This window comes from Bacillus sp. FSL H8-0516, from assembly GCF_038635285.1.
GTDB lineage: Bacteria > Bacillota > Bacilli > Bacillales > Bacillaceae > Bacillus > Bacillus safensis.
In genome coordinates this window covers 3,025,353-3,043,857 of record NZ_CP152051.1, presented here as the reverse complement: position 1 = coordinate 3,043,857, position 18,505 = coordinate 3,025,353, and the positions used below count along the sequence as shown (strand labels likewise).

Sequence of the window (18,505 nt, the reverse complement as noted above, 5' to 3'; positions counted from 1 at the left end):
GGGGCGCAGCGTTTTTTTTGTGTTAAGCGAAATCCGCTGGCTAATTCATTTGACTTATCCTATTTCTGTAAAAAATCCTTCTTCAGTTAGAGAAGAAGGCAAAATCCCCTCCATTTATAAGCACTAAATCATGAAAAATCGACTAAAAATATGATCTGAAATGAACTTATGCTTTCTGTAAGGGGGTGGTATCATTTTACATATATTAGGGGGTGATGAGATGCTGAATCCTTTTAGCCTTCGTTTTCCAGTAGGTGTATATATGTATGTTCTTCACCTATTGGCGGCATATGATGAAAGGAAGCAACGAATTCTAACTTCTAAGAATGTACAGAAAAATGCATTTTGGATTTATGTCCTTGCCGCTATACTGGGCATTATTTCACTTGGAGCATTGATTTGGGCATGCAAGACCTTTGGACGAGGCTCCAAATTTTTAGGTGAGTTCAAATTATTAGGCATGTACGTTAAAATCCAGTGCGGTTTTTAACAGGGATGAGAACAGATGCAAGGGCATCTGTTCTATCTGAAACAAACGGAGGGATATGATGCTGACATTACGATTAAAAGAAAAAACATATAGCCGCACCTTCTCTCTCCGCAATATTCAAATGAATGTCGAGAAAGGGCAGATGCTGCTGCTTTTGGGGCATAATGGTGCGGGAAAGACGACGATAATCCAATCCATGTTTGGGCTGACGCCATTTAAAGGATGCGTCACTTTACATGGTAAACAGCTGAACCTTCAATCCTCAGAACATATCTCCTTATTGAAAAAACATGTTTCCTATATTCCTGACGAGCATTCGTTGTTCGATTATTTATCACCGAGGGAATACTTTCAATTACTTCAGCTGCCAAATGAGCAAGATGTCACACGGGAAGAGACGTTCATCGATCTGTTTGAGCTGGGTTCTTATATGGATCAGCCTATCGCTCAGCTGTCTCATGGCAATCAAAAGAAAACGCAGATCATTTCACAGCTCCTCAGGCCATGTGATTATTATGTGTTTGATGAGCCAACGAACGGACTTGATCCAGATATGATGATCATCTTAAAAAAGGTGCTCATGAAGCTGAGAGATCAAGGCGCTGGCATTCTCATTTCAACCCATCATTTGAGCTTTGGTGATACGCTTTATGACCATCTCATGATCTTAAGAAATGGGGACGTCAAGCTGGATATGTCCCGCCAAGAAACGACTCAGACATTTCCTCATCAGGCACTTGAAGAGATTTATAAAGAAATGAATCGAGATTACTATATGCAGGTGGAGAGGTTACTCAATGATCTGGACACGACACGTTCTTCATAAAATAGAATGGGGAATGCTGACAACGAAAGGAAAGCAGCTCGCAAAAAAGTACCCTATACAGCTTCTCGCAGCCGCGGTTTTTTTCTTGCTCATGTACGCGATATACGTCGTTATCAGTCTGCGCTTTTTCATGCAGGCGGGAGAAAGTGAGCCGGCTGCTATTTATCTTCAATTGATGAAAATGACGCTTTTACTTTTAGGCGCAGGTATTGTTTTATCCCGCAATAAACTAAAGCGCCAGGAATATCAATTCTACTTTTTGAATAGTGCGATACAAAGTGTGCCATTTGTCCTTTGTGTGTATTTCTTTCCGATGCTCTTTTGTTTTCTCATGGTAGGACTGCTTTTTTTACCGATTGTCTTAGGCCTTTTGATCAGCGGTGTTACGCCATCTTTGTATTGGATAACGGCTGTATGCATGACTTGCTGTGTACTGGCGCTGTTTGCGCTTGCTTCTTGGATGGTGATGCGGATTGCTGTGAGCCGTTTCGTCTCAAAAACAAAAGAGCATTTGCTGCTGCAAACGCTCGGCTTTGCGGTGCTGAATCTATTGGTGTTTCTCCTTTTGAAAAAAGCAATGGAAATGATCCGAGTATGGCCATCAGTCTATCTCATATTTCTCGTGATCCTTCTAAGCGCTGGCTGGCTATGGCTGAAGGGGTTAGCGGCTTCTTATGTCCATCAGATGTTTTTGCAGCTGAAAACAGAGGTAAAGTCGTTTTCTTACAAGAAAATCAGAACGCAATCTTCCTTTCTGACGCACCTGCGGCAGGAATTGGTCTATTTCAGCCGGTCAGCTGTTTTTAAAGAACAGGGCATTTTGTTTTTATTTCTCGTTTGTTTGACTGCGGGGCTGCCTATTGTTTTTACACCTGTAGAAACCGGCTGGATGTATGCCTTTATTGTGCAGTATGCATTAAAGGAAATATTGATCATGCTTCCACTGATGATTGGCAGAGAATATCATATGAATCAAAGGGCCATCTTTATGTTAAATACATCAAAGGGTGCTTATTTATTGTCGAGAATTTTATTTTATTACGCTATTAATTTGTTGATATATTTTGTGTTTATTGGGTTTGCATCTATGGTGATAGGTATTGAAAGTGAAGGTCATGGCCTCGCAAGTTTGTCCATTTTGTTGATCACTGCCATGGCGGCCTGTACAGGGTTTATCGTGAAGATCAGTGAGTTTAATAAACTGTTTGTCATCGTGATGATGATTGCTGTATTCAGCTTCATCGATATGCTTTTATTGAAGTGGCTTTCAGCAGATGTGTATCTTCTCGCTACTGCTTATCTGCTAGGTTCACTTGCATTTTATAGCTGTATATATACGGTCATGTTAAAGAGGCCTGTCTTGCGATGATAGAACTTGTGTGTAGTTTCCTAGCGGTTGTGCTGATACATGAACTCGGTCATATGCTGATGATCATGTTGTGTAACAAAATCGAAAAAAGGCCGCTCTTTGATTTTGTGATCACGATTGATTGGAAGCATGTGGCGGTCGTCCATGAGAAATTTGTCCGGCCGAGCTTCAATATGATGGTGGCACTTGCAGGCCCGCTCTTTCCGGTGCTTTGTTTGCTTGTGCTTTTTATGATATGGAAGCATCCTGTAAGTCATCAGCTGCTGTTTTTTTCTTTACTGAATACGGTGATGCTGCATCCAGCTTGCCCTGACGGAAAAAATATCACAGCCAGTTTAAAAGAGATGAAGGAGAGAAAGAGATGATCAAAGTATTTCATTCGTTTTCCAGCGGTATAACACTTGTGATGCTGTATGTATTTGCTGTGTTTATGACCCCTGTTTTTTTACTGCTGCTAGAGGTCAATCATGTTGAATCAAGCCCAACATTGTTTGGTATGCCATTTTATATCATGAAAATTGAAGAGTATCAATTCAGCTCAGAGGCGACGCTCTTTGGATGTGTGGTCTGCTTTTTAGCTGGCGCCGTGCTTTATTTCTTCATTCAATATGTGAAGCATGTGGTAAAAAAACGCAGAACATAAAAAAGCAGACGGACGGAACAAAACATCAGTCTGCTTGCAAAGTGAGTGACAGCCGTACCATATCCATACACTGAATGCCATTTTCAAAAATCGGTTCATCATAATGCTTAAGAAAGAAATCGTGGTCAATAGATATCATGCGGAAGCCGCATTTCTGATAAAGTGCGAGCTGCTGAATGCTCGAGTTGCCTGTGCCGATTTCAACCGTGTGAAAGCCTGCGGCTTTCGCTTCAGCAATGGCATGGCGGATCAGCTGCTTCCCAATTCCTTTCCCTTGCCATGATTCCTTCACGGCGACATTGATGATTTCAACTGTCTGCTGAGACAGAGATAAAAGCACATAGACACCAATTACGTCCTGATCATGATACGCGGCATAACAAGAGCCGGATTGCACATAAGTAAGAACCTTTTCCTTTGAAGGATCAGCTAAGAGTAAAAGATCCATAGGGACGGATTGATCACCTGGCAATGGCCGAATGTGTATCATGTTTTTTCATCCTTTCTATTCTTTAATATATCCTTGTTTCACACCCCAATCATATTGATCCTGTACCCATTGTGAGGGCGGATTGTGAGTGACATTTGGATCTTTTTTTACAGTTGGTTGCCTTGCAGTCTGTGCGCTCTGTTTATTCGCTTGAGCAGTGGCTTTCGCTGCTGTCAGCTCTTTTTGAAGCTGGTCAATTTTTGCCTCAAGCGCTTTACGCTGCTTGACTTCTTTTTGATAGGCTTTCTTTTCGTTTTTGAGCTTTTTGGTGATGGTAGACAGTTTCTTTTTTTGATCTTCGTTTTCATGCTTCATATCCGCTTGAACTGATGTTAACTTCGAAAGCTGCTCGTCGTTCGTTTTGCTTTCTTGCTGAATTTTTCCTCAGCTGCTTTGATGGTCTGCTGCTGCCAAACCATCCAGCCGGCTGCTCCTAAAACCGCAACAGATAGAAGGATGATGGTGATCGTCTTCTTCATGTGTCATTCCCCTTTCTTTAAAACCTTTATTATCATCGGTTAAATATATACAGGTTTTAACATCACAAGGGAATATTCACATCAGATTGGCAGACACTATGAAAAAAGGAGGGTGTCTGTTGATTTCCTTTATGATTCATGTCGTGGTCTCATTATTTGCTGTATCAAACCCTATTGGAAACGTGCCTCTTTTCATCACTTTAACAGAGGGATATACAGAGAAAGAACGCTCCCAGACAGCCAAAAAAGCCATTGTGGTCTCTTTCATTATTCTGGTTGCCTTTCTATTGGCAGGGAGGCTCATTTTCAAATTGTTTGGGATCGATATTCATGCACTCCGTATCGCCGGAGGTATTTTTATTTTTGGTATCGCTTACAATTTACTGAATGCAAAGGAGTCACATGTCCAAAATCCTCATTCTGAGGAAAAGGCAGAAAGCAAAGAAAAGGCGGATGTCTCCGTTACGCCGCTGGCGATTCCGATCATCGCTGGTCCCGGTACAATCGCTACAGTGATGAGTTTAACCCCGGGAAGTCAAGGGATGCTTCACATGTTTGCGATTTTAATCGGCATTGTCATCGTTCTGGCAATGACCTTTTATGCCTTTCATTATTCAAGTTTCATTATGCGGAAAATGGGGAAAACAGAGATGAATGTCGTGACGCGGTTAATGGGATTAATTCTTGCTGTAGTGGCAGTTGAGATGATCGGCGCAGGCTTAAAAGGGATGTTTCCAATGTTTATGCAATAAGTGTATATAAAAAAGCTGTTTTTTTCTACAATGATGTAAAATAAAACAGCTTTTTTTAAGGTTTCGGCACATGCTTAAACACTTCTTCACTTTCAAAGAATTCAATTAAGCGGCTAATCCAATCATAGTAATCAAGACTTTCCTTGATTTCTGAAAGAAGCAGATTGATTTTATTCTCTGTCTCTTCTGGCAGGTCGTCCTGTTCAAGCAGCTCCAGCAATTCCTTGCACGTTTTCTTATGTGCCTTGCGATTTTTGCTGACAACTCGGGACCAATTGGCTGCAAACAAGGAAATAAACGTTTGGTATTGATCTTGCTCAACGTCATATAGATCTTTACGTATTCCTTTTTCATAAACCTTTTCCGCAATATTCAAATCAAGCATTTCTCGAACGACTTGACTCATTCTCGTTTTGCTCATGCCTGTCGCCTCTGATAGCTCTCCAAGCGTCATTGGTTTACGGTTCATGTGAATGATACCAAGCACTCTACCCACTGTAGAAGAAAGACCAAAGGCATTCATGTTCTCGGCAGCTTTTTCAATATAATGATCCTGTGCTTTTTGAATGGCACCTAACGCTTGCTTGTCCACTCCCCGATTCATCCCTTCACGACTGACAATTTGTAACACAATATATCATATACCTGTTTGTTGATGAAAACAATAAATATTGAGTATTTGCTCGTAATTTGGAGGAAAAAGGAGAGATCTCTATCTAGCAGGCCGTTAACTGAAAATTTTAAATAAATGTTATGCAATACAAACACATCATAAACTTTTTATTTTATAAAGTTTGCACTATAATAAATAAGGTGTAAATTTTCTGAAAATATTGATCCGACTAATGGAGGTGTCTCATTTGCTGAAACTAGAGAATGTATCTAAGACGTATAAAGGCGGAAAAAAAGCTGTCAAAAATATTGATTTAGAAATAGCAAAAGGAGAATTTATTTGTTTTATTGGACCGAGTGGCTGTGGTAAGACAACAACCATGAAGATGATCAACCGACTCATCGAACCTTCCTCAGGAAAAATCTTCATCGAGGGAGAAAACATTATGAAAAAAGACCCAGTTCAATTAAGAAGAGAAATTGGCTATGTGATTCAGCAAATTGGACTGTTCCCCCATATGACCATCGCACAAAACATTTCACTTGTTCCGAAGCTGTTAAAATGGCCGGAAGAAAAACGAAAAGAACGGGCACGTGAACTGCTGAAGCTTGTCGACATGGGACCGGAATATTTAGAGCGCTACCCTCATGAACTCAGCGGAGGACAGCAGCAGCGCATCGGTGTTCTTCGCGCACTAGCAGCGGAACCCCCTCTGATCCTCATGGATGAACCGTTTGGCGCACTTGATCCAATCACACGAGATTCATTGCAGGAAGAATTTAAGAAACTGCAAAAAACGTTAAATAAAACCATCGTATTCGTCACACATGACATGGACGAAGCTATTAAACTAGCTGATCGAATTGTGATTTTAAAAGATGGAGAGATTGTCCAAGTAGGTACGCCTGACGATATTCTGCGGAACCCAGCCAATGAATTCGTAGAAGAATTCATCGGCAAAGAACGTCTGCTTCAATCAAATCCGAATATGGAACGTGTAGAACAAATGATGAACACGTCACCAGTCACCGTTACAGTTGAAAAAACATTAACAGATGCCATCTACATCATGAGAGAAAAGCGGGTCGATTCCTTGCTTGTAGTAGATGAACATCATGTGCTAAAAGGCTATATCGATATTGAAACAATCGATGCGAACCGCAGAAAAGCAGCTTTCGTTGGTGATATTTTAAATACAGAGTTCTATACCGTACAAGAAGGCGCACTTCTAAGAGACACTGTCCGGAAAATCTTAATACGCGGCATTAAATATGTACCGGTTGTGGATGCAGAAGGGCACTTAAAAGGCATTGTGACACGTGCAAGTCTTGTAGATGTTGTGTACGACTCCATTTGGGGAGACGATACGCCGGCGGCTGTCACTGAAATGAAGTAAGGGAGGTGTACACATGGATCAAATCATCGACTTTCTAGAGAAAAATGGTGGGGAACTCCTCACAAAAATGTGGGAGCATTTATATATTTCCTTAATTGCTGTTGTGCTTGGTATTATCGTTGCCGTTCCTTTAGGTGTGGTACTCACACGAATGAAGCGAGGCGCAGGTTTTATCATCGGTATCGTGAATATCTTTCAAACACTCCCTAGTTTAGCGATTCTTGCCTTTTTTATTCCTATTTTGGGGGTTGGGAAAATACCTGCAATCGTTGCTCTCTTTTTCTATTCGGTTTTACCTATTTTAAGAAATACGTATGCCGGGGTTCAAGGTGTGAACAAAAACTTGCTTGAATCCGGTAAAGGAATCGGGATGACAACATGGGAACAAATTCGTCTTGTTGAACTCCCGCTTGCTGTACCGGTCATTATGGCAGGTGTCAGAACGTCAACGATATATTTGATTGGCTGGACAACACTTGCAGCCTTTATCGGTGGAGGCGGTCTAGGTGACTACATTTTAATTGGACTTCAGCTGTATCAGCCGGAATTTATTATTGCGGGTGCGATACCAGTCACAATTTTAGCAGTCATCATCGACCTATCATTAATGAAGCTGGAGAAAAAAGTAACACCAGAAGGCTTAAAAGGATTGAAGGAAGTTTCATAAGGAGTTGGCTTATGTGAAGAATCGAAAAACAAAATGGATCAGTGCACTGCTTGCCGGATGCATGCTATTGATAAGCGGCTGTTCACTTCCTGGACTAGCCGGCTCATCAGGGGGCACGCTGCGAATTGGAGCACAAAACTTTACCGAATCAGAAATTATGGCCTATATGGTTGGCGATATGATCGAACATTACACAGATAAAAAGACAACCATTGTGAAAAACCTAGGCTCCAACACTGTGCAGCAGAAAGCAATGGAAAACGGAGATGTCGACATTTCTGCGACAAGATATTCAGGCACGGATTTAACAAGTACGCTTGGAATGGATGCGGAAAAAGACCCGGAGCGTGCGATGGAGATCGTCCAAAAAGAATTTAAAAAACGCTATGATTACAAATGGTTTGATTCTTATGGATTTGATAATACGTATGCCTTTGCTGTAACGCAGAAGATGGCGAAGGAAAACAAGTTAGAAACGGTCTCTGATTTGAAAAAGAATGCGAACAATTACCGATTTGGTGTCGATAATATTTGGCTCAAAAAGAAAGGTGATGGCTATGACGGGTTCGTGAAAACATACGGAATCAAATTTGGCAGCACGTATCCGATGCAGATTGGTTTAGTCTATGATGCTCTAAAGAATGAAAAAATGGATATTGTGCTTGCCTATTCAACAGATGGACGAATCAAGGCCTATAACCTTAAAATCTTAAAAGATGATAAACGGTTCTTCCCGCCGTATGATGCATCACCAGTAGTCCCGGAGAAAGTCTTAAAAGAAAATCCAGGGCTTGATAAGGTGATCAACAGGCTGATCGGAAAAATCGATACAGAACAAATGCAAGAGCTGAACTATCAAGTCGACGGGGAGCTTCAAGAACCAGCAACCGTTGCGAAGAATTTCCTAAAAAAACACAATTACTTTGAGTAAGGTGGGGAGGTGTCACGGCTGATGGACACACTGCAGCAATTATGGACGTATTATCAGCAGAACGGGTCATATGTGTTAGAAGAATTTTATCGGCATTTTCTCATGTCGGCGTATGGGGTGTTGTTTGCGGCAATTGTCGGGATTCCAGTAGGCATCTTTGTCGCGCATTACCGCAAGCTGAGCAATTGGATCTTCGCCGTTACCAACGTCATTCAAACGATACCGGCATTAGCGATGCTTTCCGTATTGATGCTTGTATTAGGACTTGGCGCAAATACAGTCATCCTATCACTCTTTCTGTATTCGCTTCTGCCGATCATCAGAAACACGTATACAGGCATTGTCAGCATTGAACATGCTTATTTAGAATCAGGTAAAGCGATGGGCATGACGAAATGGCAAGTGCTGAGAATGGTTGAATTACCGCTTGCTTTATCAGTCATTATGGCTGGTTTAAGAACCGCACTGGTCATTGCCATCGGTATTACAGCGATTGGAACATTTGTGGGCGCGGGAGGACTTGGTGATATCATCATCAGAGGATCAAACGCCACAAACGGAACAGCTATCATTTTAGCAGGTGCGATTCCAACTGCACTCATGGCTATTATGGCTGACCTTGTCATGGGCTGGCTCGAACGCTATTTAAGCCCGACAAACAAGAAAAAGGAAAGAAAAGCGTTAGCTGAAAAAAACATCACATCTGCTTAAGCGGTTGAAAAGACAAAACCTCCCTTACATCTGTAAGGGAGGTTGTTTTATGATGATCAGGCGGTTCGCATGCTGGTATTTTATGATTCAAGCGTGATCCATTCAGAGGACCACTTCGCAATTTCCTCAAAAACGGGTGCAAGTGAACGCCCCATATCTGTTAAAGAATACTCAATGCGCACGGGTGTTTCAGCAAAAACCTCCCGTTTTACAATACCTGCTGCCTCCAGCTCTTTTAATCTCTCAGATAAAACTCTTCCACTTAAATTTGTCAGAGCCGCCTCAATTTCACTAAAGCGCTGCTGACCTGAGAGAAGCTGAAAAACAATCAGTGCCACCCAGCGTTTACTCAATAACTCAACTGCTTTTTCAAACCGCGGGCACATATCAGATTGATTCATCTTTCTTCACTCCAATCTGAACCCATTATACCGTAAATCTGTCATAAATCGGCGCAAAAAGCTTAAACATTTATGAGGACGAACGGCTGTTTAACATAAATAACAAATAGCGGTTGAGATCCTCTATTTCTTTTTTCGAAAGGGTTGACCATATGTCACCATCAAATATTTCGAGATCATCAAGTTCATATTGCACTGCGGCTTCCTTTATTTTGGATAAAGAAAGATCATCTTCCTCGTGCTGATGGACAGAAGAGGCCTCCTCAATATAGCCCGCAGCCTGCATCATGTCTTCATAAGGTACCTTTAACGCACCAGCTAGCTTTTTAATCGTAGGAGGTTTCGGAATGCCGCGTTTCCCGTTTTCAATACGAGATATACCGGCAGCGCTGACCTCAGAATACATCGCTAATTGGTTCACCGACAGCTTCTTTTCCTCACGTAATGCTCTTAAATATGCACCAAAGTTCATCAACGCAAAACCTCACATGGTTATAGATTCGATATGTCTATTTTACTTGATTTGTTGACTATTGGCAATAAGCACGCCATGAAAATATTGACATTAGTTAATGGTGGATGTACATTAGGTTTATGCCCCGCTATTTGTTCGCCTTTTTTTGGTCGATGAGCGTGAGAAAGTATTCATTCAGCTGGCTGATGTCTTGTGCGGAGAGCCTTTCCCATTTGTTTCCGTCAAAAATGGGGAGATGTTCTACATCCTTTTGAAGCGCCGTTTGATAGATTTTTAACATGGACTCATATTTCGGTTTCATTTCATGAACTTGTTCCTGTTCAATATGACCGGCAAGCAGCATTAAATCCTCATAAGGCACCTTCAAGGCGTGTGCTAATTTTTTTATGGTTAAAGGCTTTGGCACACCGCGCTTTCCATTTTCAATACGAGAAATTCCAGCAGCGCTTACACCTGAATACATGGCAAGCTGATTGACCGACATTTTTCTATTTTCTCTTAAAATGCGTAATTGTTCACCAAAGTGATTCATGACATCGAACCTCACATTTCAGTATATGACTTATTTTAGTATGATCATTGACCAAAGGAAATAGCAGAGGGGCAAAAGTGTTGACATAAGTTAATGAATCTGCTTGATGTGAGAGCCTTACATGTTGTACATAATGATTCCATAGGAGGTTGTAATGATGGTCGAAAAGATTCAGATCAGGCGGGCTTTTGTCATGCAGTATATGATCGAGAACGATATGTCGTTAAATCAGCTCGCTGATGAAATTGGCATCTCTCCTGCCACACTTAGCAGGGTATTAAATGGTCACCGAAAACCAGGACAGCTTGTCATTGGCAAAATGATTCATTACTTTGATAAAAAATTTGAAGATCTATTTTACTATGAAGATATTGACAAAAGTCAATAAATGATATCATCATCAAGGAGGAAATGTCATTGAAAAGGACTGGGATGGTCAGACACATTGATTCTCTCGGCAGAATTGTTCTGCCCTCAGAAATGCGCAAGGTACTCAATATTAAAGAAGAGCAGCTGTTAGAAATTTTCATTGAAGATCAAACCATTATGCTGAAAAAATATGATGCAGATAAGAGCTGCCTGTTAACGGGACAAGTGACGAAGTACAACAAAAGCTATGGAAATGGGAACGTGATGCTGAGTCCTGAAGGAGCTGAACGTTTGTTAGTAGAATTAAAACAGCTATTGAAGGAAGAAGCAACTCATTAAAATGTGTTTTTAACCGAAAAATTTCATATAAAAATGCTGCAATCAGCACTTTGGAACGAAATTGTATCAAAATAACGAATCAAGTCGACAATATATAGGAAATCTTTATTTTGATGTTTCGTGACATGCACCTTGTTTTCATGTAAAATAAAGTTATGTGTACCAGTTTGTCTGGAGGTGTTTTCATGCACGCATTTGTTATCACTTTACTCGTAATTGTCAGTATCGCACTTATCATCGTTGTATTACTACAATCAAGTAAAAGTGCTGGACTGTCAGGCGCTATTTCAGGTGGAGCCGAGCAGCTTTTCGGTAAGCAAAAAGCGAGAGGCCTTGACTTGATTCTTCACCGATTAACGGTTATTTTGTCAGTGCTTTTCTTCATCTTAACACTTGCATTGGCATATTTAGGCGTGTAAAGCGCGAGTAACAGAAGGTCTGATCTTTTTTCAGACCTTTTTTTATTATCAGCACTCTTTTGTGTTTGTTTCATACATACAAGTGGAAAATATAAACCATATCAGAAGGAAAGGAAGTCACATCATGAAAGTTGTTACACCAAAACCATTTACGTTTAAAGGTGGAGAAAAGGCGGTGCTTCTTCTTCACGGTTTTACTGGGAATACAGCCGATGTTCGAATGCTTGGCCGTTATTTGAACGAAAGAGGATATACATGCCATGCACCTCAATATAAAGGACACGGTGTGCCGCCAGAAGAGCTTGTCCATACAGGCCCGGCTGACTGGTGGAAAGATGTAGAAGAAGGCTATCAATTCTTAAAAGATGAGGGCTATGAGGAGATTGCAGTTTGCGGACTATCCCTCGGAGGAGTTTTTTCATTGAAATTAGGTTACACTGTACCTGTAAAGGGAATTGTACCTATGTGTGCACCTATGTACATAAAAAGTGAAGAAGTCATGTACCAGGGTGTACTAGATTATGCCCGTAACTATAAGAAATTTGAGGGTAAGTCAGAGGACCAAATTGAACAAGAAATGGAAGCGTTCAAGAAAACACCAATGGATACACTGAGGAGCCTGCAAGAACTGATTGCAGATGTCAGAAACAATGTCGACATGATCTATTCACCTACTTTTGTTGTGCAGGCACGTCACGATCATATGATTAATACAGACAGTGCGAATATCATTTATAACGAAGTAGAGACAGATGATAAGCATTTGAAATGGTATGAAGAATCAGGCCATGTCATCACGCTTGATAAAGAGCGGGAGAAGGTTCATCAGGATGTCTATGCATTCTTAGAATCACTTGATTGGTCAATTTAAATATATAGGGGGTTAGAGTGTGCAAAAAGAAGAATTTATGGATGAATTACTCGCTTTTATGAAAGAAGAAGCATATAAACCGTTAACTGTTCAAGAGCTGGAAGTCATGATGGAGATTACCAATCCTGATGATTATAAAGAGCTCGTCAAAGCACTTGTGACGCTGGAGGATCAAGGACTCATCGTTCGCACGCGCAGCGACCGTTACGGTGTACCAGAAAAAATGAATTTGGTAAAAGGAAAGCTGTCTGCTCATGCAAAAGGATTTGCATTTGTAACGCCTGAAGAGTTTGGACAGGATGATATTTTCATTCCGCCAAATGAGTTAGGCACAGCGATGAATGGCGATACCGTCATGGTTCGTGTCAGCCACAAATCAAACGGCACGAAAAAAGAAGGAACGGTCATCCGCATTCTGGAGCGTAATACTCAGACGGTTGTCGGTACCTATACAGAAACGAAAAGCTTTGGCTTTGTCATTCCTGATGATAAAAAAATCACAAACGATATCTTCATTCCGAAATCCGCTAAAAACGGTGCGGTCGAAGGTCATAAAGTCGTTGTGACGCTGACAAGCTACCCTGAAGGAAGAATGAGTGCAGAGGGTGAAGTGACTGAAATCCTCGGTCATAAAAATGACCCTGGCATTGATATTTTGTCGATCATTCATAAACACGGTCTGCCAGGTGAGTTCCCAGAAGAAGCACTTCAGCAGGCAGCAGACACACCGGAAACGATTGATGAAAAAGACCTTGAAGGCAGACGCGACTTGCGCAATGAAACGATTGTGACGATTGACGGTGCAGATGCAAAGGACTTAGATGATGCCGTAACTGTGCAAAAGCTGGATGATGGCAAATATAAGCTTGGCGTGCACATTGCAGACGTTTCTCATTATGTCACAGAGAATTCTCCGATTGATCAGGAAGCTTATGAACGTGGAACGAGTGTCTATCTCGTCGACCGCGTCATTCCGATGATTCCGCATCGTTTGTCAAACGGTATTTGTTCATTAAATCCAAAGGTCGATCGTCTCACCCTGTCTTGTGAAATGGTTATTGATCGTAACGGGAAAGTCGTCAAACATGAGATTTTCCAAAGTGTGATCAAAACGACAGAGAGAATGACCTATTCCGATGTGAATAAGATTTTAGTCGACCAAGATGAAGAGCTTCTAAAGAAATATGAGCCGCTCGTGCCGATGTTCCAAGAGATGGAGAAGCTTGCAGAGATTCTTCGTGACAAACGAATGGAGCGCGGAGCTGTAGACTTTGACTTCAAGGAAGCAAAAGTACTTGTAGATGATGAAGGCGCTGCGAAAGACGTTGTCATTCGTGAGCGTTCCGTTGCAGAGAAATTAATTGAAGAATTCATGCTTGTTGCAAACGAAACGGTTGCAGAGCATTTCCACTGGATGAATGTTCCGTTCATTTACCGAATTCACGAAGAACCAAATCCTGAGAAACTTCAGCGCTTTTTAGAGTTCGTGACGACGTTTGGTTACATTGTGAAAGGGACGTCAACGAACATTCACCCGCGCGCACTTCAAAGTGTCCTCGATGCTGTCAGGGATCAACCAGAAGAAGTCGTCATTCAAACTGTGATGCTTCGCTCTATGAAACAGGCGAAGTATGATCCAGAAAGCATTGGCCATTTTGGATTATCAACGGAATTCTATACACACTTCACATCACCGATCCGCCGTTACCCGGATTTAATCGTGCATAGATTGATTAGAACCTATTTGATTCAGAAAAAGACAGATGAAGCGACCTTAGAAAAGTGGGGCCAGCTGCTGCCTGAAATCGCAGATCATGCATCTACAATGGAGCGCCGCTCAGTCGATGCAGAGCGTGAAACAGATGACCTGAAAAAGGCAGAGTTTATGCTAGATAAAATCGGTGAAGAGTTCGATGGTATGATTAGTTCCGTGACGAACTTCGGACTATTCGTTGAACTGCCGAATACGATAGAAGGTCTTGTCCATGTCAGCTACATGACTGACGACTACTATCGCTTTGATGAACAGCACTTTGCCATGATCGGTGAACGTACAGGGAATGTCTACCGTATCGGTGACGAAATCACTGTCAAAGTCGTGAATGTCAATAAAGATGAGCACTCAATTGATTTTGAAATCGTCGGTATGAAGGGCACTCGCCGTAAATCACCAAAAGATTTCAAGTTCAAAAAACGAACAGATCCACCAGCGAAAAAAGGCCGTGGAGGTCAAAAAGCCTCTGGGGAAAAAGGCAAAGAGGATAAAAGCGGAAGTGACTGGTTCACAAGCCGTAAAAAGAAGAAAAAGAAAAAACGCGTATTTGAAAACGCACCGAAACAAAAACGCAAAAAGAAAAAGTAACGTGCCAAAAAGCAAATAGGGCATCCCGCTCTATTTGCTTTTTGACCACATGGCGTCAGCATTGTCGAAAGCTGGATTGTTTGATAAAATAATCCGTACGATTTGGACCGTGTTTGTGTCAAAAGGAGGGTGTACGCCAATGCCAAAGGGAGAGGGAAAGGTTGTTTCCCAAAACAAAAAAGCAAATCATGATTACTTTATAGAAGAAACATACGAAGCCGGCCTAGTATTACAAGGAACTGAAATCAAATCGATTCGTGCTGGAAAAGTGAATTTAAAAGATTCCTTTGCCAAAATTGAGCGAGGAGAAGTGTTCCTTCACAACATGCATGTGAGCCCATACGAGCAGGGGAACCGTTATAACCATGATCCGCTGAGAACGAGAAAGCTGCTTCTTCATCGCAAGCAAATCAGCAAATTGATTGGTGCGACGAAGGAAGAAGGCTATTCACTTGTGCCTCTGAAACTCTATTTGAAAAATGGCTTTGCCAAAGTGCTGATCGGAATCGGAAAAGGGAAGAAGAAATACGATAAGCGTGAAGATCTGAAGAAAAAAGATGCAAAACGTGAAATCGAACGTGCCTTCCGCGATCGTCAAAAGCAATTCTAGCCTGATGCTGATGGCTTGCTGAGAGCGGAAGCATTATGCTACAATATGTTATGCAGTAAACAATCATCGCTGTTTTGACAGAAACCACCAGTTGTTTCGAGCAGTGAGATTGTTATAATAGTTATATACGGAAGCAGTGAAGCTGAACTTCCATCCCGTATATCCCTTTTACAAGGGGACGTTACGGATTCGACAGGGATGGTTCGAGCTTAGGCTGCGAGCCGAGAGGCGATCTCGTTAACACGCACTTAAATGTAACTGGCAAAACTAAAAGTTTTAACCAAAACTTAGCACTAGCTGCCTAATAAGCGCAGCGAGCTCTTCCTGACATCGCCTATGTGTCTGTGAGGAGCCCAATGAAGTAGGCTACGCTTACGTTTCCGTCTGAGGACGTAAGAAGAGATCCATCAGACTAGCTCTCCAAGCGCCCGTCAGCAGGCATGAGGATGAGTGAACACAAAATATGTTGACTACGCTCGTAGACGCTTAAGTAATCGATGTCTCTGGACGTGGGTTCGACTCCCACCGTCTCCATAATTTTAAATATTTAAAAAGGCCCTTTCTATAAAGGGGCTTTTTTTATCTAATTTAAGAAACTTATGTACGGTTTCTCAAAGAAGACACCAACCGAACAAACAAAGGAATAACGACAACCACCGCAATCATCATCAAAAATCCATCCGGCATAAGTTTTACAAACGTTGTCTGAATCACATAAACCGCAATCAGCAGCAAGTAACTGATCAAAAATAACAATCCAGAACTTCTCTTTTTAAACGGTTTTTCTAAAAGAATCAGCATAAACAGCCCCGTCATAATCATCCAAAAAGTCATATTCCTTTCGAGTCTCCTCTCCATTCATCCCCACATTGTACATATATTTCTCCAGATGCAACATACTTCTCCCTCAAATTAAGCAAAAAGTAGTGAAAATATAAGGAATCACGAACCGATGACGCCTGAAATTTTACAAAAAACCTCCAACCAATTCAAAATCACATCTTCCCATTTGAGACGTCCTCATATATAGTAAGATTAGACTAGTTCTAAATAACTGAAATTGGGGCGTTTACATGGATTCGATTGTTTTACATTTTATTGTGATCATGAGTGTTTCTGGCATTCTGTCCGTGATATTATCAATCATTGCTCATGCAAACCGCCATCGATATATTGGCTGTCAATTGTTTATGTACATGTCTGGAGCAACTGCGATTTATATCTTTGGGCATACGTTTGAATTATTGGCTCGTACTCCTGGAGAAATCAAGTTCTGGGTTTGTTTTCAATACATAGGTCTTCCGTTTATCGCACCGCTCAGTCTGCTGATTGTGCTGCAATTTACGGGGTTCCATCAATATTTCACAAAGCGCCGCGTGCTTCTCATCTTATTGATTCCAACTCTCACAACCATTATGGTGTTCACCAACTCTTTACATTCACTCTTTTATCGAAGCATCACGATGAATCCAGTAGATGGGTTTTTATTGGCTGATTTTACGATTGGCTATTGGTATATCATTCATGGCGTTTATACGTTTGGCTGTTCGATGCTTGCTATCTTTATGCTGCTTTGGTTTTTGCGTGTCACAAAAAAAGAATATTTAAAGCAGATTCTGATACTGTTAGTGGGAATGTCATTACCAATTTTGACTTCTTTTATTTATTTATTAGGCGTTACACCCCTACATATTGATCCGGTTCCTGTGGTGATGTTTATCACCAACGCACTCTATTTATGGGCAATTATGTCGTTCCAGCTCTTTAAGCTGTCTCCCATTGCAATGGAGCGTGTGTTTGAGCATATGTCTGAAGGGGTTCTGATTTTAGATCGATATCGGACACTCATTGACTACAATCCCGCTGCTGCATCGATCATTCCAGCACTTGCGAATAAAAAGGGAATTGGCCATAAAATCGACGATATTTTCTCAGCAATCATCAAAGATTCAGCGTTCATTCAATGGCTGCGCTCTCCGCAGGATCATTCGCAATATGATTTAATGTGGAAAAAGGAAAAAGACCAGTCCTGCTATTATCATTTGACCGCTTCGTCTCTATTTAATAGAAGAGGAGAAATCGAGGGCAGGCAAATCGTGATCAGTGATGTAACAGAGCAGCGTTTGCTGCAGGAAGAGCTGGAGCGTCGTGCGTATATCGATGGTTTGACGAATATTTACAATCGTTCTTCTTTCATCGAACGAACGCAGATGATCTTGGAAGAGGATGCGCAGGATACGGCTGTTATGCTGTTTGATATTGATTTTTTTAAACAAATCAATGACACACACGGACATCATATCGGGGATGAAGCGCTGCGTCATGTTGTTTCTATTTGTCAGCAGCATTTACAAATGGATGATTTATTTGGACGATATGGGGGAGAAGAGTTTGCCATTTGTCTGCCGCATCAGTCATTTAAAGAGGCCTGTCATATCGCGGAACAAATAAGACATTCGTTTGAAGTGAGCTTCTTTCAGAATGATGAGGAAAAAGTGCGAGTGACAGCGAGCTTTGGAATTGCTCATACAGCCAATGATCCTTGTGTATTAGAAACACTTCTATTTGAAGCGGATCAGGCCTTGTATATGTCAAAACGCCAAGGACGGAACCGGATTTATGCATCCACTGGTAAGGGCCATGTGCTGTATCAAGAGCAGGATCTTCCGCATTGACTGTTGTCCTGACATTCGATATGATAAACATAACATTTGAACGGTTTCCTAAAGGGGAGTAGCTTTTACGGTTTGGTCGTCATTA

Annotated in this window: 25 protein-coding genes and 1 other RNA gene; 18 read left to right on the top strand and 8 right to left on the bottom strand. The window is 41.5% G+C overall.

Features of this window, described 5'->3' with window-relative positions; genetic code table 11:
* Positions 1–220: 220 nt before the first annotated feature.
* Genes MHB67_RS15570 through MHB67_RS15550 form a run of 5 tightly spaced genes read left to right on the top strand, consistent with a single transcriptional unit; the run spans position 221 to position 3,328 of the window.
* The gene (locus MHB67_RS15570) at positions 221–490 is read left to right on the top strand and encodes a hypothetical protein (RefSeq protein WP_024423498.1); all 270 of its coding nucleotides are present in this window, start codon (positions 221–223) and stop codon (positions 488–490) included.
* 58 nt (positions 491–548) lie between these two features.
* The gene (locus tag MHB67_RS15565; protein ID WP_024423497.1) at positions 549–1,316 is read left to right on the top strand and encodes an ABC transporter ATP-binding protein; all 768 of its coding nucleotides are present in this window, start codon (positions 549–551) and stop codon (positions 1,314–1,316) included.
* A complete protein-coding gene (locus MHB67_RS15560; RefSeq protein ID WP_024423496.1) occupies positions 1,288–2,685 on the top strand; it encodes a hypothetical protein in 1,398 nt (465 codons plus the stop codon). Before MHB67_RS15565 ends, MHB67_RS15560 begins: the two co-directional genes overlap by 29 nt.
* Positions 2,682–3,050 (top strand): hypothetical protein, encoded by a 369-nt coding sequence (locus MHB67_RS15555; RefSeq protein ID WP_342492624.1) that lies wholly within the window; start codon positions 2,682–2,684, stop codon positions 3,048–3,050. The genes MHB67_RS15560 and MHB67_RS15555 overlap by 4 nt, the downstream gene beginning before the upstream one ends.
* Positions 3,047–3,328: a hypothetical protein gene (locus tag MHB67_RS15550; protein ID WP_342492623.1), complete on the top strand. Its 282-nt coding sequence runs from the start codon at positions 3,047–3,049 to the stop codon at positions 3,326–3,328. The genes MHB67_RS15555 and MHB67_RS15550 overlap by 4 nt, the downstream gene beginning before the upstream one ends.
* A 25-nt stretch (positions 3,329–3,353) precedes the next feature.
* Here the strand turns inward: MHB67_RS15550 and MHB67_RS15545 are convergent, their stop codons facing one another.
* Genes MHB67_RS15545 through MHB67_RS15535 form a run of 3 tightly spaced genes read right to left on the bottom strand, consistent with a single transcriptional unit; the run spans position 3,354 to position 4,297 of the window.
* Positions 3,354–3,818: a GNAT family N-acetyltransferase gene (locus tag MHB67_RS15545; RefSeq protein ID WP_342492622.1), complete on the bottom strand. Its 465-nt coding sequence runs from the start codon at positions 3,816–3,818 to the stop codon at positions 3,354–3,356.
* 15 nt (positions 3,819–3,833) lie between these two features.
* Positions 3,834–4,133: a hypothetical protein gene (locus tag MHB67_RS15540; RefSeq protein WP_342492621.1), complete on the bottom strand. Its 300-nt coding sequence runs from the start codon at positions 4,131–4,133 to the stop codon at positions 3,834–3,836.
* Positions 4,134–4,150: 17 nt separating this feature from the next.
* Positions 4,151–4,297 (bottom strand): hypothetical protein, encoded by a 147-nt coding sequence (locus MHB67_RS15535; protein WP_342492620.1) that lies wholly within the window; start codon positions 4,295–4,297, stop codon positions 4,151–4,153.
* A 119-nt stretch (positions 4,298–4,416) separates the two neighbouring features.
* Between MHB67_RS15535 and MHB67_RS15530 the strand changes: the two genes are divergently transcribed.
* The gene (locus MHB67_RS15530; protein WP_041107823.1) at positions 4,417–5,049 is read left to right on the top strand and encodes an NAAT family transporter; all 633 of its coding nucleotides are present in this window, start codon (positions 4,417–4,419) and stop codon (positions 5,047–5,049) included.
* A gap of 55 nt (positions 5,050–5,104) precedes the next feature.
* Here the strand turns inward: MHB67_RS15530 and MHB67_RS15525 are convergent, their stop codons facing one another.
* On the bottom strand, positions 5,105–5,641 hold the full coding sequence (locus MHB67_RS15525) for a GbsR/MarR family transcriptional regulator (protein WP_024423490.1): 537 nt from the start codon (positions 5,639–5,641) through the stop codon (positions 5,105–5,107).
* Between the two features lie 268 nt (positions 5,642–5,909).
* On the opposite strand from MHB67_RS15525, the gene MHB67_RS15520 reads away from it, so the two are divergent.
* From MHB67_RS15520 to MHB67_RS15505, 4 genes are read left to right on the top strand one after another with little or no spacing between them, the layout of a single operon-like run.
* Complete coding sequence (locus MHB67_RS15520) at positions 5,910–7,058, top strand: betaine/proline/choline family ABC transporter ATP-binding protein (RefSeq protein ID WP_025094044.1); 1,149 nt, start codon at positions 5,910–5,912, stop codon at positions 7,056–7,058.
* 13 nt (positions 7,059–7,071) lie between these two features.
* The gene (locus MHB67_RS15515) at positions 7,072–7,725 is read left to right on the top strand and encodes an ABC transporter permease (protein ID WP_025094045.1); all 654 of its coding nucleotides are present in this window, start codon (positions 7,072–7,074) and stop codon (positions 7,723–7,725) included.
* Between the two features lie 13 nt (positions 7,726–7,738).
* A complete protein-coding gene (locus tag MHB67_RS15510) occupies positions 7,739–8,656 on the top strand; it encodes an osmoprotectant ABC transporter substrate-binding protein (RefSeq protein ID WP_326847940.1) in 918 nt (305 codons plus the stop codon).
* Positions 8,657–8,677: 21 nt separating this feature from the next.
* On the top strand, positions 8,678–9,367 hold the full coding sequence (locus MHB67_RS15505; protein ID WP_024423486.1) for an ABC transporter permease: 690 nt from the start codon (positions 8,678–8,680) through the stop codon (positions 9,365–9,367).
* A gap of 80 nt (positions 9,368–9,447) precedes the next feature.
* Here MHB67_RS15505 and MHB67_RS15500 read toward each other — a convergent pair whose 3' ends face one another.
* The 3 genes from MHB67_RS15500 to MHB67_RS15490 all read right to left on the bottom strand — a co-directional run bounded on the left by MHB67_RS15500 (position 9,448) and on the right by MHB67_RS15490 (position 10,775).
* Positions 9,448–9,768 (bottom strand): helix-turn-helix domain-containing protein, encoded by a 321-nt coding sequence (locus tag MHB67_RS15500; protein ID WP_024423485.1) that lies wholly within the window; start codon positions 9,766–9,768, stop codon positions 9,448–9,450.
* A gap of 70 nt (positions 9,769–9,838) precedes the next feature.
* Positions 9,839–10,240, bottom strand: coding sequence for a transcriptional regulator (locus MHB67_RS15495; RefSeq protein WP_024423484.1), 402 nt, complete (start codon positions 10,238–10,240; stop codon positions 9,839–9,841).
* Between the two features lie 130 nt (positions 10,241–10,370).
* Entirely contained in the window at positions 10,371–10,775 is a 405-nt protein-coding gene (locus tag MHB67_RS15490; protein ID WP_024423483.1) for a helix-turn-helix transcriptional regulator, read from the bottom strand.
* A gap of 154 nt (positions 10,776–10,929) precedes the next feature.
* Between MHB67_RS15490 and MHB67_RS15485 the strand changes: the two genes are divergently transcribed.
* The 7 genes from MHB67_RS15485 (at position 10,930) to ssrA (ending at position 16,282) form a co-directional block, all read left to right on the top strand.
* Positions 10,930–11,163 carry a helix-turn-helix transcriptional regulator gene (locus MHB67_RS15485; protein WP_024426059.1) on the top strand — a complete coding sequence of 78 codons (234 nt, stop codon included), beginning with the start codon at positions 10,930–10,932 and terminating at the stop codon, positions 11,161–11,163.
* Between the two features lie 29 nt (positions 11,164–11,192).
* Positions 11,193–11,483 carry an AbrB/MazE/SpoVT family DNA-binding domain-containing protein gene (locus tag MHB67_RS15480; RefSeq protein ID WP_024423481.1) on the top strand — a complete coding sequence of 97 codons (291 nt, stop codon included), beginning with the start codon at positions 11,193–11,195 and terminating at the stop codon, positions 11,481–11,483.
* A gap of 185 nt (positions 11,484–11,668) precedes the next feature.
* On the top strand, positions 11,669–11,902 hold the full coding sequence (gene secG, locus MHB67_RS15475) for a preprotein translocase subunit SecG (protein WP_003212746.1): 234 nt from the start codon (positions 11,669–11,671) through the stop codon (positions 11,900–11,902).
* A gap of 124 nt (positions 11,903–12,026) precedes the next feature.
* On the top strand, positions 12,027–12,773 hold the full coding sequence (locus MHB67_RS15470) for a carboxylesterase (RefSeq protein ID WP_024423480.1): 747 nt from the start codon (positions 12,027–12,029) through the stop codon (positions 12,771–12,773).
* A 19-nt stretch (positions 12,774–12,792) separates the two neighbouring features.
* Positions 12,793–15,135 (top strand): ribonuclease R, encoded by a 2,343-nt coding sequence (gene rnr, locus MHB67_RS15465; protein ID WP_122631924.1) that lies wholly within the window; start codon positions 12,793–12,795, stop codon positions 15,133–15,135.
* 139 nt (positions 15,136–15,274) lie between these two features.
* Positions 15,275–15,745, top strand: coding sequence for an SsrA-binding protein SmpB (smpB, locus tag MHB67_RS15460; protein ID WP_012011279.1), 471 nt, complete (start codon positions 15,275–15,277; stop codon positions 15,743–15,745).
* A gap of 174 nt (positions 15,746–15,919) precedes the next feature.
* Positions 15,920–16,282, top strand: a transfer-messenger RNA (tmRNA) gene (ssrA, locus tag MHB67_RS15455).
* 60 nt (positions 16,283–16,342) lie between these two features.
* Here ssrA and MHB67_RS15450 read toward each other — a convergent pair.
* Positions 16,343–16,579, bottom strand: coding sequence for a hypothetical protein (locus tag MHB67_RS15450; RefSeq protein WP_342492619.1), 237 nt, complete (start codon positions 16,577–16,579; stop codon positions 16,343–16,345).
* A 239-nt stretch (positions 16,580–16,818) separates the two neighbouring features.
* On the opposite strand from MHB67_RS15450, the gene MHB67_RS15445 reads away from it, so the two are divergent.
* Positions 16,819–18,420: a histidine kinase N-terminal 7TM domain-containing protein gene (locus tag MHB67_RS15445; RefSeq protein ID WP_342492618.1), complete on the top strand. Its 1,602-nt coding sequence runs from the start codon at positions 16,819–16,821 to the stop codon at positions 18,418–18,420.
* Positions 18,421–18,505: the final 85 nt, after the last annotated feature.